The 13,613-nt window shown below is 68.5% G+C and carries 11 protein-coding genes; 3 read left to right on the top strand and 8 right to left on the bottom strand.

Annotated features, from left to right (window positions below; translation table 11 throughout):
* Positions 1-73: 73 nt before the first annotated feature.
* The 3 genes from ACR2JI_RS17295 to ACR2JI_RS17305 all read right to left on the bottom strand — a co-directional run bounded on the left by ACR2JI_RS17295 (position 74) and on the right by ACR2JI_RS17305 (position 1,956).
* Entirely contained in the window at positions 74-367 is a 294-nt protein-coding gene (locus ACR2JI_RS17295; protein ID WP_526392207.1) for a hypothetical protein, read from the bottom strand.
* Positions 368-493: 126 nt separating this feature from the next.
* Positions 494-1,507: a magnesium transporter CorA family protein gene (locus ACR2JI_RS17300; protein WP_526392209.1), complete on the bottom strand. Its 1,014-nt coding sequence runs from the start codon at positions 1,505-1,507 to the stop codon at positions 494-496.
* 2 nt (positions 1,508-1,509) lie between these two features.
* Complete coding sequence (locus ACR2JI_RS17305) at positions 1,510-1,956, bottom strand: universal stress protein (protein ID WP_526392211.1); 447 nt, start codon at positions 1,954-1,956, stop codon at positions 1,510-1,512.
* A 189-nt stretch (positions 1,957-2,145) separates the two neighbouring features.
* On the opposite strand from ACR2JI_RS17305, the gene ACR2JI_RS17310 reads away from it, so the two are divergent.
* Positions 2,146-3,663, top strand: coding sequence for a glycosyltransferase family 39 protein (locus tag ACR2JI_RS17310; RefSeq protein ID WP_526392213.1), 1,518 nt, complete (start codon positions 2,146-2,148; stop codon positions 3,661-3,663).
* A gap of 6 nt (positions 3,664-3,669) precedes the next feature.
* Here the strand turns inward: ACR2JI_RS17310 and ACR2JI_RS17315 are convergent, their stop codons facing one another.
* The 3 genes from ACR2JI_RS17315 to uvrB form a co-directional block, all read right to left on the bottom strand.
* Complete coding sequence (locus ACR2JI_RS17315) at positions 3,670-6,210, bottom strand: hypothetical protein (protein WP_526392215.1); 2,541 nt, start codon at positions 6,208-6,210, stop codon at positions 3,670-3,672.
* 143 nt (positions 6,211-6,353) lie between these two features.
* A complete protein-coding gene (locus tag ACR2JI_RS17320) occupies positions 6,354-7,757 on the bottom strand; it encodes an MFS transporter (protein WP_526392217.1) in 1,404 nt (467 codons plus the stop codon).
* Positions 7,758-7,769: 12 nt separating this feature from the next.
* Complete coding sequence (gene uvrB / locus ACR2JI_RS17325) at positions 7,770-9,932, bottom strand: excinuclease ABC subunit UvrB (protein WP_526392219.1); 2,163 nt, start codon at positions 9,930-9,932, stop codon at positions 7,770-7,772.
* Between the two features lie 48 nt (positions 9,933-9,980).
* Between uvrB and ACR2JI_RS17330 the strand changes: the two genes are divergently transcribed.
* Positions 9,981-10,487, top strand: a complete 507-nt coding sequence (locus ACR2JI_RS17330; protein ID WP_526392221.1) for a ribonuclease FAU-1 family protein — start codon at positions 9,981-9,983, stop codon at positions 10,485-10,487.
* A gap of 11 nt (positions 10,488-10,498) precedes the next feature.
* Positions 10,499-11,026 (top strand): hypothetical protein, encoded by a 528-nt coding sequence (locus ACR2JI_RS17335; protein ID WP_526392223.1) that lies wholly within the window; start codon positions 10,499-10,501, stop codon positions 11,024-11,026.
* On the opposite strand, the gene coaE is transcribed toward ACR2JI_RS17335, so the two are convergent.
* Positions 11,019-12,176 carry a dephospho-CoA kinase gene (gene coaE / locus ACR2JI_RS17340; RefSeq protein ID WP_526392225.1) on the bottom strand — a complete coding sequence of 386 codons (1,158 nt, stop codon included), beginning with the start codon at positions 12,174-12,176 and terminating at the stop codon, positions 11,019-11,021. The genes ACR2JI_RS17335 and coaE overlap by 8 nt on opposite strands.
* Positions 12,177-12,202: 26 nt before the next feature.
* Positions 12,203-13,612 carry a 30S ribosomal protein S1 gene (rpsA, locus tag ACR2JI_RS17345; RefSeq protein ID WP_526392227.1) on the bottom strand — a complete coding sequence of 470 codons (1,410 nt, stop codon included), beginning with the start codon at positions 13,610-13,612 and terminating at the stop codon, positions 12,203-12,205.
* Position 13,613: the final 1 nt, after the last annotated feature.

The following is a 13,613-nucleotide window of genomic DNA, read 5'->3' on the forward strand; positions in this document are numbered from 1 at the left end:
GGTCTGGCACTGGATCCGACCGCCGGCTGGGTGATCCGACAACAATCCGTCGGCCCACGACAGCCCGCTACGGCTAGGGCTTGACGAGACACTTCCAGCGGAAAGTGCTGCCCTCGAGGACGGTTGTGCAGGAGCCGCGCGCCGTGTCGTATTTCCCGGTACCTCCGACGATTGCCCACCTGATCTGGTTGTCGGGGAGTGAACCGCCAGTCTTGAAATCGTGAGCGGTCTGCACGATCAACGAGTCGTCGGAGTCATCCCAGTCGAGTTCGGCCGTCTGTAAGCGATTCTCGCGGCCCGGCTCGGCCCCCGTGGTGAATCCCGTGAGGTCGAACCGGCCGATCTTGGCTCCCTTCGGGTCGAGCATCTCACGCCTGCTTCGTGCGAATCATCCACTGCCGCATTCTGTTCAGAGATCACGGGCTATCGGTCGTTCGCAAATTACCGGAACTCGGGCGCAAAGGGCGACGCTGCCGCTCCCTGGACATCACACCTAGAGCCAGTCGCGGCGGCGGAATGCGAGGTAGAGAATCACCGACGTCAGCACGCTGAGCACCGCGCTGGTGATCACCCCGGACGGCTCTTCGAAGCCCGGATACGGGATGTTCTGGCCGTACCAGCCGGTCACCAGGGTGGGCACCGCGATGATGGCCGCCCAGCCGGTGAGCTTCTTCATTACGACGTTGAGCCGGGCGTCCTGTAGCGACAGGTTCGTTTCGAAGATCGTGGTGATCATGTCGCGCAACGACTCGGTCCACTCCGCAGCCCGGATCACATGGTCGTAGAGGTCGTGGTACCAGCTGGTGAGTTCGGCGGCGTCACTGCCCTGCACGCCGCGAAGCATCACGGTATTGACCACCTCACGCATCGGCAGCACGACCCGGCGAAGTTCGACGAGCTCCTTTCGCAGCCGGTAGGTGTCGCGCTGGAGACGGCGGGTCTGGGACCCTTCGTCGAACAGGTTGTCCTCCAGGGACTCGATCGCGTCGTCGAACTGCTGGATGGTGTCGAACTGACCATCCACCATGACGTCGAGGACACCGTGCAACAACGCCGGGCTGCCCTGCCTCAGCAGGTCGTAGTTGTCGTCCCAGCGGCGGACCACTTCGTCGATATCGAAAACCGGTTTGGCGGGATCGGTTTCGTGGCGCACCGTCACCACCGCGTTGGGCAGAACGAAGATCGAGATCTTGGCCGTCAGGAGCCGGGACTCGATCGAACCCGAAATCTGCGGACCCAGCGAGGTCGCGTAGGCGGTGACGAAAGTGTGCTTGGAGTAACGAGTGGCCTTCGCGCGTTCGCCGTGCTCGACGACGTCCTCGACTGCACGGGGATCGAATCCGAGTTCGCCGGCGAGCTGGTCGAGGACCACGCTGTCGGGATCACAGAGGTCAGCCCACACGAGGGCATCGGACTCAGTCAGGTAATCGGAGATATCCGAGAGCGGGAAGTTCTCGGCCTTCACGTGGCCGCCGACCCACAGGCGGGTGCGGACGGCAGCGGGCACGGCTAGCCCGTCGTGTGAACGATCAGGACATCGACCTTGGAGCGACGCGCGACGTTAGCCGGCACTGAACCGAGCAGCCGGCCGGCGATGGTGTTCAGACCGACATTGCCGATCACCAGCAGGTCCGCGCCCACCTCCTCGGCGAGCTCGACGAGCGCGTCGACCGGAGCACCCACGATGGCGCGTTCCTCGACGTTGGTCGCGCCGGCAGCCTTAGCCCGGTCCTTGGCTTCACGGAGGGTTTCGTAGATCGGGGCGTTGCCCGACATCTTGTAGCCCTCATCCTTGAGGATGTCGGCGGCACGGGCATCTGAGGGAGCCTCGAGGTAGGCGGTCGCGACGATGACCTTCGCGTCTGGCCCCGACGCGAGCTGGCCGGCCCGGTCGACCGCGCGCAGCGAGGAATCCGAGCCGTCCGTACCGACGACCACGGTGTGGTATCCGCCCATTCGTACCCTCCAGTGCCTATTGGTAACGCCGGTACCGACAGTAACGCCTCACGACCGCGGTCATGCGCGATTCGGCCACACCAGACCGGCGCCACACCACCCTGGGACGGGGTTGACGAGCGCAAACTCTGTCCCAGAGCAGCGGGGTGACGTTCACTACAGACCGACCGGTTAGCGTTATCGGCAAGAATGACCATCTCAGTACGCGAATTTCGGCCCGCTGTCGTCACCGAACCGCCGGAGCCGGTGGGCGGGCGGTGGGACGCCACCGTGGTGGCACTGCTGGCCGCCATGGTGAGCGCCGCGGGCGCCGCGCGGCCGTCGCTGTGGTTCGACGAGGCGGCGACAATCTCGGCCGGCACCCGGTCGGTTCCGGACCTGTGGCGGATGCTGAGCCACATCGATGCCGTCCACGGCCTCTACTACCTGCTGATGCACGGCTGGTTCGCGATCTTCCCGGCCACCGAGTTCCTGTCGCGGCTATCGAGCGCGGTTGCGGTCGGGCTCGCTGCTGCGGGCGTCGTGGTGCTGGGCCGGCAGTTGTCCACCCGGCCGGTCGCGCTGACCGCCGGACTGGTGTTCGCGATCCTCCCCCGGGTCACCTGGGCCGGGATGGAAACGCGGTCCTACGCCCTGACGATGGCCGCCGCGGTCTGGCTGACGGTGTTCTGTGTGCTGGCGGCCCGCCGCGACCGGATCGGGTGGTGGTGCGGCTACGTCCTGTTGGCGGTCGGTGCTACTGCGCTCAACGTCTTCGCAGTGTTGATAGTGCCGGTTCACGCAGTGGCGGTGGCGGCGTTCGGCCGGCCGCGGGCGCTGCGGCACTGGGCGGTGGCGGCGGCTGCGGTGATCGCGGTGGCGGCGCCCTTCCTGATGTTCACCCAGTCTCAGTTGTTCCAGGTGCGCTGGATCTCGCCACTGAGCGTCGACACCGTCGGCACGATCCTTCGGGATCAGTATTTCGATCGGGCGTGGCCGTTCGCCGTCCTCGCCGGGGTGGTGCTGGTTGTGGGCGTCATCCGGGGGGTGCCGTGGCGGCCGGTTGCACTGACACTCACCTGGATCGCGGTTCCCACCGCGGCACTGCTGGTGTATTCGGCGGTGCACCACCCGATCTACTACCCGCGCTACCTGTCCTTCACCGCACCCGCGGTGGCACTGCTGCTCGGAATGTGTGTCGTCGCGGTGGGAAGATCACGCGCGGGAATCGCGGCGATCCTGGCCGCCGCGACGCTGGCCGGGGCGCCCAACTATCTCGCGCAGCGCGGGCCGTACGCCAAGGAGCATATGGACTACAGCCAGGTCGCCGATGTCATCGAGCGCTACGCGGCGCCCGGCGACTGCCTGGTGCTGGACAACTCGACGACGTGGAAGCCCGGCCCGATCCGCCCACTGACGGCCGCCAGGCCGGCTGCCTACCGCAAGTTGCACGACTACGGCCGCGGTCGCACCGCGCTGCAGCGAAACATGCTGTGGGACAGCCATATCGCGATCTGGGCCTGGGCGGACAAGATGCCCGACTGCCCGGCGTTATGGACGATCACCGAACGCGATCCCACCCTGCCCGATCATCAGAGCGGCGCGGCGCTACCACCGGGTCGCCGCCTGGGACGGGCCATGGCCTATCAGGTGCCGAGCCGGTTCGGCTTCCACGTCGTGGAACGCTGGCAGTTCAGCTTCGCGCAGGTGACCAAGTCGGTTCGCTAGCCTGCGCTAGTTGCCCGGCCACCGGCTGACCGGAACACCGGCCTCGGTGACCGGGGGCACTGCTACGGCCTGGCCGCCGGCTACCGGCGTCGACCACTCGGTGCCGATGCAGAGCAGGCTGTGCGGAGCCGAGATGGTCTTCGGCAGTGGGATCCCGAAGCCCGGTATGCCCGGGAGGGTGATCTGCGGCGGCGACAGCAGCGTCGCGACGCCCTGCGCGAGGTTCGGCAGCACCCCGATCGGAGGTGTCGGCAGTGCGGCGGCCGCGTCGGCGATCGGAGCGGCGGGGATGAACGCACCCAGTCCCGGGTTGATCACGGCTGCGGCCGGCCCCGGCACGCCGGGTAGCAGAGCACCCGGACCCGGCGGGACGGCGGCGGCGCCGCCGATCGACGCACCCGGGAAGAAAGCGCCCGGAGCCGGCGGGATGGCCCCGCCGATGCCGGCCGGGGCACCCGGGAGGATGGCCCCCGGAGCCGGCGGCACGGCTGCGGCGCCACCGATCGGAAGACCCGGGATTGCGGCCGGCGGCGTCGCGATCGCACCGGCTGCGGGCACGGCCGCGGCGGCGGGCACACCTGCAGCGCCCGGCGGGAAACCGGCTGCCAGCGATGCGATGGCTTCGGCGGGCAACGCCGCAAGCTGAGAGGCCTTGTGGTCGATGTCCTGCGGGACGTCGCCAGGGCCGCCGCCCGCGCCGGCACCGGCACCGGATCCTTGACCCAGTGCGGCGCCCGGCTGGCCGGAATCCTGGTTTCCGGACCTGCCGGCGTTGTCCTCGATGACCGCTGCCGGTGCGCCTGCGCCGAGGCCCTCGGCTCCCGGCGGGGTGGCGCCGGCGATCTCACCCGCGATCGGGGCACCGCCGGAACCCGCGGCCGGAACGCCCGGGACCCCGGCGGGCGGAGTCGCCAGCCCGCCGGCGACATCACCGCCCGGAACACCCGGAATCGCAGCCGGCGGACCGGGGATGGCTTCGCCGATCAGTCCACCAGGAGCACCCGGGACAGCGGCAGGCGGAATCCCGGCCGCGTCGGCGATGGGTAGGCCCGGGGTGCCGGGCAGGGCCGCACCCGGCAGCGGCGGGCCCTCGATGGCGGCGGCGGTCGGAACGCCCGGGATCTTCAGCGGCGGATCGAACGCACCCGAGATGGGGTTGCCACCCGGGGTGCCCGGTAGCGCACCGCCCGGGGTGGCCGCACCCGGCAGCACGTCGGCGAGCGGGATACCCGGGATGGTGATTTCGGGTGTGCCGGGGAATTCCAGCATGCCGCCGCCGATCTCCGAACCGGGCACGGTGACGGTGTACGGCGCGGGCAGCGGGATCGAATTGTCAATGGCTGCACCGGGACTGGGCACCGGCGGCACCGGCGGGGTGGCGACCGCGGCCAGATCCGGGACCGCGGGGATCTCAACCCCGGGCGCACCGGGAACCCCGGCGGCCGCGGGCAGCACGCCACCGGGGGTGTCGCCACCGATGATCGGCGGTAGGTCGACGCCGGCGGCAGCGGGAACCGGGGGCGTCACGGCCGGGGGAACCGGGGGAAGCCCAGCCGCGCCGGGAACGGCGCCGCCGGGAACCGCGAGGGGCGGGGTCGCGGGCTCGATGATCTCGCCGCCGCCCGGAACTCCGGTGACACCGGCCGCAGCGCCCGGGGGTGCGGCAATCTCGCCGGCAACCGGGACACCCGGGGCTCCGATGGGCGGAGCGGGCGGAACAGCCGCGGCGTCGGCGATCGGGGCAGCCGCCACGGCGGCCTCGGGACCGGGAACACCGACGCCCAGTGCCGCTCCGGCGGCCTGCCCGATGGCGGCTCCGCTGTCGCCGGCGACAGCGGCTACTCCTTCGGCTCCGGACCCGACGCCCGCGCCGGCACCCAGTTCGCCCCCGCCGATCACGCCGGCGGCGGCCTCGGTGCCGGGAATCCCGGAGGCTTCAACGATCGGTGCGCCGACGGCGGCGGCCGGACCAGGGATGGCCGCGCCCGGTGCAGGAATGCCGGCGGCGGCAGCGGCCGGTGGAGTGCCGGGCAATGCTGCCGGGCCGCCGGGAATCCCGCCGGCCGCGCCGGCGGGCGGGGTCGGGGGAAGTGCACCGGGCGGCGTGACGATGCCACCGCCACCGGCACCCGGCGGGGTGCCCGGCGCCGCCGCCGGCGGGGTCGGGACCCCGGCCACGACGCCGGTGCCAGGAGCGCCGGGGGTCGAGGCCGGCGGAATCACCACACCGCTGCCGGCCGGTACGCCGGGAGCGCCCGGAACGCTGGCGGGCGGGATCGGCACGCCGCCGACGGCAGAGGCCGGCGGCACCGGACCGCCGACGACCGGTGAGCGCGGGGTGAGGATCGACGCTGCCGACGGCGGTATGCCCTGTGACAGATCAGGCGGATTGGTCGCGACGCCCTGGAGGATGCTCAGACACGGGATGCCCCCCGGGGTGACGGCAGGGTCGGCGGCGGCGAAGGTGCTGAACAGCGGAGCCGTCCAGAAAACACCCATCGCCGCGATAGCCGCTCCAGCCGCCACACGAGTGGTGGTCCGTGACATTTTTCCCCATCTCTGTCTCGGTATGGCCCGAAACTACAGACGTGTAAGTCTCCAAAGTGGGCGACAACATGGGCGTTTACCAAACCGTGGCCAACCAGTGCCATTGCGGTTACACAGGTCTGCGCAAACGCTTGCCGGCCTGATCAGGCCGTCGGGCGGGCCGCCCGCCGCGAGACCAGGACACCGACCGCGGCAAGTGCCGCGAACAGGGCGAATACCGATCGCGCTGCTGCGCCATCGGGCGTCACCCGAAGGTTCACCACCACCCCGGCCAGTCCGGCTCCGAAGGCCCCGCAGATCAGCTGGACGGTGTTGACCGCAGCCGATGCGATCGCCCGTTCGGCTGGGTCTCCGACACCTTCCTGGGGACCCGATCCCATGGCCCACACCGACAGGTGCGGCCAGGCAGATCCGATGCCGGCGCCGGTGATGACCAGCGCCAGGGCCCACACCGCGACCATGAGCGGTCCGGCGCCGTCGCGCTGGGTCACCGCGGCCAGTCCCAGCCCCACCGCCATCACCAGAGGGGCGACCGTCACGACCCGGGCCGCGGTGGTTCGGCTACTGATCGAGGCGCTGCCGATCTCGGCGAGGGTCCAGCCGACCGACAGCGCGGCACCCATGAAGCCGGCCATCACCGGTGACAGTCCGGCCAGCCGCTGACCGAACAGCGGCACATACATGTCGACCATGGTGGCGGCCATCAACAGCCCCAGCGCCAGATAGATCCACTTGAGCGGTCCCGGCCGAAAAACTGCGCGCGGTAACACCGTGGCCGTCGCAGTGCGGTCCACCGCGACGAACACCACCACCAGTGCCACCGAGAGCACCAGCAATACAGCGGTCAGCACCGGATCCGTCTGCACCGCAGCAAGACTCACGATCAGAGCCGCCAATCCGAGTAGCGCCAGGGATAGCGCAGGGATCCGCAGCGCGGACGTGATACCGCCCGGGCTGTCCGGCAGGGCGATCGGAACGAGAATGCACACCAGCGCGGCGAGCACCAGAAGAAGCGCGAATCCACCACGCCAGAAACCCAATTGGGCGAACAGGCCACCCGAGGCGGGGCCGATGAGGGTGCCCACTCCCCACATCGCCGACACCGTGGCGGCGGCCCGGGGCCACAATCGCTCCGGCAGCACCGCGCTGATCACCGCGTAACCGAGACCGGCGAGCACCCCACCGGCGAAACCCTGGATGGTCCGTCCAACCAGAAGGACCGGCATGCTCGGCGCCATCATGCACACCGCGGTGCCGGCCGCGAACGACAGCAGCGCGCCGAGATACGAACCGCGGGGACCGAATCGAGTCAGCACCGGCCCCACCGTCGTCGCCCCGATCACCGATGCCACCAGATACACGGTGGTGACCCAGGCGTAAAGCCGCGCGCCGCCGATATCGTCGATGGCACTGGGCAGCATGCTCATGGTGATGAACTCGTTGATCGCGTAGATGCCGACCCCGCCCGCGAGAACGATTGTGGCGCCACGGTATCGGCGTCCGAACAGCTCCCGCCAGCTGCCGGCTCCCGCCACGGTTCCGGTCATCGGTGCGTGACGCTACTTCAGACCCGCGGCGTCCATACCGCGGAGTTCCTTCTTCAGGTCGGCGATCTCGTCGCGAAGGCGCGCGGCCAGTTCGAACTGCAGATCGCGAGCGGCCGCCATCATCTGGTTGGTCAGGTCCTTGATCAGATCGGCCAACTCAGCGCGCGGCATGGACGCCACATCGCGGCCCTCGATGATGCCCGCACTGACCGACCGACCCGCCTCGCCCTGCGCCCGGCGCCCCCGGGAGGCGTTACGACCACCGACCTCAATCGATTCGGTGGCCTCCGTATCTGCGGCCTCGCTGTAGACCTGATCGAGGATGTCGTTGATCTTCTTGCGCAACGGCTGTGGGTCGATACCCCGCTCCTGGTTGTAGGCGACCTGTTTGGCGCGGCGGCGGTCGGTCTCGTCGATGGCCTGCTTCATCGAGTCGGTGATGTTGTCGGCGTACATGTGAACTTCACCGGAGACGTTGCGCGCGGCACGCCCGATGGTCTGGATCAGGCTGCGGGCCGAGCGCAGGAACCCCTCCGTGTCGGCGTCGAGGATGGACACCAGCGACACCTCGGGAAGGTCCAGACCCTCGCGGAGCAGGTTGATGCCGATCAGGACGTCGTAGTCACCGAGGCGCAGCTGGCGAAGCAACTCCACCCGGCGCAGGGTGTCGACCTCGGAGTGCAGGTAGCGCACCCGGATGCCCATCTCGAGCAGGTAGTCGGTGAGGTCCTCGGCCATCTTCTTGGTGAGCGTGGTGACCAACACCCGCTCGTCGCGATCGGCCCGGGCGCGGATCTCGCCGATCAGATCGTCGATCTGCCCCCTGGTGGGTTTGACCACGATCTTTGGGTCCACCAGGCCGGTCGGTCGGATCACCTGCTCGACGAACTCGCCACCGGTCGCGGCCAGCTCGTAGGGCCCGGGGGTGGCCGAGAGGTATACCGACTGCCCGACCCGGGAACTGAACTCCTCCCACGTCAACGGGCGATTGTCGGTCGCGGACGGCAGCCGGAAGCCGAACTCCACCAGATTCCGCTTCCGGGACATATCGCCCTCGTACATGCCGCCGATCTGCGGAACGGTCACGTGTGACTCATCGATGACGAGCAGGAAGTCCTCCGGGAAGTAGTCCAGCAGGGTGGCCGGGGCAGACCCGGCCGGCCGGCCGTCGATATGCCGGGAGTAGTTCTCGATACCCGAGCAGAACCCGACCTGCCGCATCATCTCGATGTCGTAGTTGGTGCGCATCCGCAGCCGCTGAGCCTCCAGCAACTTCCCCTTGCTCTCCAGGTCCGCGAGCCGCGCCTCGAGTTCGGACTCGATACCCGAGATCGCCTTGGCCATCCGCTCCGGGCCGGCCACGTAGTGGGTGGCCGGAAAGATCCGCAGCGAGTCGACCTTGCGGACGACATCGCCGGTCAGCGGGTGCAGGTAATACAGCGCCTCTATCTCGTCGCCGAAGTACTCGATACGGATGGCGAGTTCCTCGTAGGACGGGATGATCTCCACGGTGTCGCCGCGAACCCGGAACGTGCCACGGGTGAACGCCACGTCGTTACGGTCGTACTGGACATCAACGAGCAGTCTCAGCAGGCCGTCCCGGGGCACCTCGGTGCCGACCTGCAACTCCACCGACCGGTCCAGGTAGGACTGCGGGGTGCCCAGGCCGTAGATGCATGACACCGAGGCAACGACGACGACGTCGCGCCGGGAAAGCAGGCTCGAGGTGGCCGAGTGGCGCAGCCGCTCGACATCATCGTTGATCGAGCTGTCCTTCTCGATGTAGGTGTCGGTCTGTGCGATATACGCCTCAGGTTGGTAGTAGTCGTAGTACGAGACGAAGTACTCGACGGCGTTGTGCGGCAACATCTCCCGCAGTTCATTCGCAAGCTGGGCGGCCAGGGTCTTGTTCGGGGCCATCACCAGGGTGGGGCGCTGCAGGCGCTCGATGAGCCACGCCGTGGTGGCCGACTTGCCTGTGCCGGTGGCGCCGAGCAGGACGACGTCACGCTCCCCCGCCCGGATCCGGCGCTCCAGCTCCTCGATGGCGGCGGGCTGGTCACCGGCCGGCTCGAACTCACTGACCACCTCGAACCGCGCGCCGGCCCGGACCACGTCGTCGACCGCGCGGTATTCCGAATGCGCCAGCACGGGGCGTTCTGCGGCGAATGCCATGGATACAGGGTAGGCGTGCCCCCCGACGGCTCTAGGCTCGCATGGACCATGCACCCGCCCAAACGTGAGACCTTCGATCTCGTCGAGCGCACCAACACCGACCCGAAGGGGATCGTCCGTGCGGTCGAGGAGTACCGGCAGACCCCCTGGGGCCTGTACCTGGCGCGCCCCACCCCGGGCCGGCCACAGTTCCACTACCTCGAGTCCTGGCTGCTGCCCGATCTGGGTCTGCGGGCCACGGTCTTCCACTTCAACCCCGGACACGAACGGGCCCAGGACTACTACCTCGACATCGGCCGGATCACCGTCGGCCCCGAGCGCTGGGAGTCCGAGGACCACTACCTGGACCTGGCGGTGCGAACCGGCGTCGGAACCGACCTGCTCGACGTCGATGAACTGCTCGAAGCCCACCAGATCGGGCTGCTCGACGGCCCGACCACCGAGGCCGCCCTGCAGACCGCTTTCCGCACGGTTTCCGGGCTGGCCGCCCACGACCATGACCTCAACGCCTGGCTGTCCACCACCGGCGTGGACCTGACCTGGCGCGCGAGGTAATCTCGCTTCCCGTGAGACGCGTGGGACATGCTGCGGCATTCGGTGCCCTTGTGGCGGTGTCGGCCGGTCTCGGGTCGCCGGTGGCGGCAGCCGATGAGCTCCAGCACAACGTGACCTACCGCGCCCGGGTCGACGGTCTGTCTCGCGGCGCGGAGATCTACTACCGGATCAGCGACGACCAGGCCAATAGTGCTGATCCGACGATGCTGCCCGGCCGCACCTTCGAGAGCACCGGCGTGCTGACCGATCCCAAGCAGGCCGGTATGCGGATCTCGATCCAGTGGCCGTACTCGGCCAACCTGACGTGCGAGATCCTGGTGGACGACGAGATCGTGGCGCAGGCCAGTAGTTTCATCAGCCCGCGACTGACACCGGTCCGCAACGACCCGGACTACGGCGCGCTCATCTGCGGCGCCCCACTGGACAATGTGCCCGGCGGCCCGCCGATGATGGTGAACCCGACGGTGTCTGATCCAGCAGCGGTGTCTGATCCAGCAGCGGCGCCTGATCCGGCCGCGGTCGCCGCTCCGGTCAGCTGATGAGTTCCGGCGACCAGCCGGTGCCTTCGGCCCACGCCCTGGCCCGCGGATAGGCCTGAGCGAACCAGTCCCCCAGCGAGCCGGATTGCCCCCGTTTGACCGCAAGATAGTCGGCACGGACCGCCGGGGTTGCGTTGAGCCAATCGACGAACAGACGCGCGAATCGCTGATTGGGATGACCGTCCACCCGAATGTGGATGTGCGTCGGCCGGCCTGGATCGGCGGAGGCGTGAAAGCGCTTCTGCCACAGGTCTTCTGGTCCATCAAGGGCTGTGTCGGCGGTGATCGTCGCAACCTTCGGATAGCCGGCCCGCAGCAGGCTCTCGGCGAGTTCGTCGGCGACGTCCATCGATGCGACGGTGATCTGGATGTCGATGATGTCGCGGGCATCGAGTCCGGCGACGGCGGTCGAACCGGTGTGGTCGATCCGCACTGCCCGATGCCCGCAGGCGGTGTTCAGCCTGGCGATGATCCGGCCGGCCTGATTGGGCCAGTCCGGATCTGCGGGCACGATCGCGGTGGGGTCGGCGGTCGGCGTACCCGCGGCGACGTTATGTGCGAACGGGACGATCCGCTGGTACCAGAGGGCACGGGCGCGCTCGACCAGATCCCCTTCGCTGCCGGCGTTGTCCAGCCAGACGTCGGCTACCGCACGACGCTGCTCCTCTCCTGCCTGGGCCGCGATCCGGGCCTTGGCGTCGTCCGCGCTGAACCCGCGGTAGGTGATCAGCCGCTGCACCCGAACATCCGGGTCGGCGTGGACCACGACCACCAGTGGGAACATCGGCGCCATCTGGGATTCGACCAGCAGCGGAATATCCTCCACGATCACCGCATCCTCGGCGGCGGCCGCGATCAGCTCCGAGCGACGACGGGCCACCAGTGGGTGGACGATGCCGTTGAGCGTCTGCCGCTTGTCCTCGGCACTGAACGCGATCGCGGCCAGCGCCGGACGGTTCAGCGCGCCGTCGGGCAGCAGGATCTCCTGACCGAAATGACCGACGAGTGCGGCCAGGCCTTCGGTTCCGGGTTCGACCACCTCTCGGGAGATGACGTCACCGTCGACGATCACACCGCCGCATTCGGCGAATGCCCGCGACACCGTGGACTTCCCGGCGCCGATGCCTCCGGTCAGCCCGATGCGCAGCACGCTCGCACGCCCTCGCCGGTGATGAGCTAGGCGTTACCGGCGAGCTTCTCACGCAGAGCCGCCAGCTGGGCGTCGCTGGCCAGCGAACCGCCGGTCGACTCCTCGGCACCCGGCGACGAGGACGTCGTGGTCCCCGACGTGCGCTCCTCGAGGGCGGCAGCAGCATCGGCGGCGGCGAACTTCTCCATCTGCGTGGTGTGCATCTTGTGCCGGCGCTCGGCCTCGGCGTAGCGCGCTTCCCACTCGCCGCGCTGCTTGTCGAAGCCGTCGACCCACTCGTTGGTCTCCGAGTCGAAGCCCTCCGGGAAGATGTAGTTACCGGCTTCGTCGTAGCTGTCGGCCATGCCGTACTTCGACGGGTCGAACTCCTCGGTGTAATCCTCGTTGGCCTGCTTGAGGCTCAGCGAGATCCGGCGGCGTTCGAGATCGATGTCGATGACCTTGACCATGGCGTCGTCGCCGACGGCCACGACCTGATCGGGCACCTCGACGTGACGCTCAGCCAGCTCGGAGATGTGCACCAGGCCCTCGATACCCTCCTCGACGCGGACGAATGCGCCGAAGGGCACCAGCTTGGTGACCTTGCCGGGCACGATCTGGCCGATGGCGTGGGTACGGGCGAAGTGGCGCCACGGATCTTCCTGAGTGGCCTTGAGCGACAACGAAACCCGCTCGCGGTCCATGTCCACGTCGAGGACCTCGACGGTGACCTCGTCGCCGACCTGGACGACCTCGGACGGGTGGTCGATGTGCTTCCAGGACAGCTCCGAGACATGCACCAGACCGTCGACCCCTCCGAGGTCGACGAACGCGCCGAAGTTGACGATCGAGGACACCACGCCCTTGCGGACGGCGCCCTTGACGAGCTGGTTCAAGAATTCGCTACGAACTTCCGACTGCGTCTGCTCGAGCCACGCGCGGCGGGACAGAACGACGTTGTTGCGGTTCTTGTCCAGCTCGATGATCTTGGCCTCGATCTCCTTGCCGATGTACGGCTGGAGATCGCGGACCCGGCGCATCTCCACCAGCGAGGCGGGCAGGAAGCCGCGCAGGCCGATGTCGAGGATCAGCCCGCCCTTGACGACCTCGATGACGGTGCCCTTGACGGCCTCGTCCGCTTCCTTGAGAGCCTCGATGGTGCCCCAGGCGCGCTCGTCCTGTGCGCGCTTCTTGGACAGGATCAGGCGGCCTTCTTTGTCCTCCTTGGTGAGGACCAGGGCTTCGATCAAGTCGCCGACGGACACAACCTCACTGGGGTCGACGTCGTGCTTGATGGACAGCTCACGAGAAGGGATGACGCCCTCGGTCTTGTAACCGATATCGAGCAGGACCTCGTCCCGGTCCACCTTGACGATGGTCCCCTCGACGATGTCGCCATCGTTGAAGTACTTGATGGTCTTGTCGATAGCGGCGAGGAAGTCCTCGGCAGTGCCAATG

The sequence above is a fragment of the Mycobacterium sp. genome, assembly GCF_051006775.1.
GTDB lineage: Bacteria > Actinomycetota > Actinomycetes > Mycobacteriales > Mycobacteriaceae > Mycobacterium.

What these genes read in the sequence shown, in the direction of transcription:
- ACR2JI_RS17295 (WP_526392207.1), bottom strand. Translation starts at nt 367, where the DNA reads ATGCTCGACCCGAAGGGAGCCAAGATCGGCCGGTTCGACCTCACGGGA.
- ACR2JI_RS17305 (WP_526392211.1), bottom strand. Translation starts at nt 1,956, where the DNA reads ATGGGCGGATACCACACCGTGGTCGTCGGTACGGACGGCTCGGATTCC.
- ACR2JI_RS17310 (WP_526392213.1), top strand. Translation starts at nt 2,146, where the DNA reads ATGACCATCTCAGTACGCGAATTTCGGCCCGCTGTCGTCACCGAACCG.
- ACR2JI_RS17315 (WP_526392215.1), bottom strand. Translation starts at nt 6,210, where the DNA reads ATGTCACGGACCACCACTCGTGTGGCGGCTGGAGCGGCTATCGCGGCG.
- ACR2JI_RS17320 (WP_526392217.1), bottom strand. Translation starts at nt 7,757, where the DNA reads ATGACCGGAACCGTGGCGGGAGCCGGCAGCTGGCGGGAGCTGTTCGGA.
- uvrB (WP_526392219.1), bottom strand. Translation starts at nt 9,932, where the DNA reads ATGGCATTCGCCGCAGAACGCCCCGTGCTGGCGCATTCGGAATACCGC.
- ACR2JI_RS17330 (WP_526392221.1), top strand. Translation starts at nt 9,981, where the DNA reads ATGCACCCGCCCAAACGTGAGACCTTCGATCTCGTCGAGCGCACCAAC.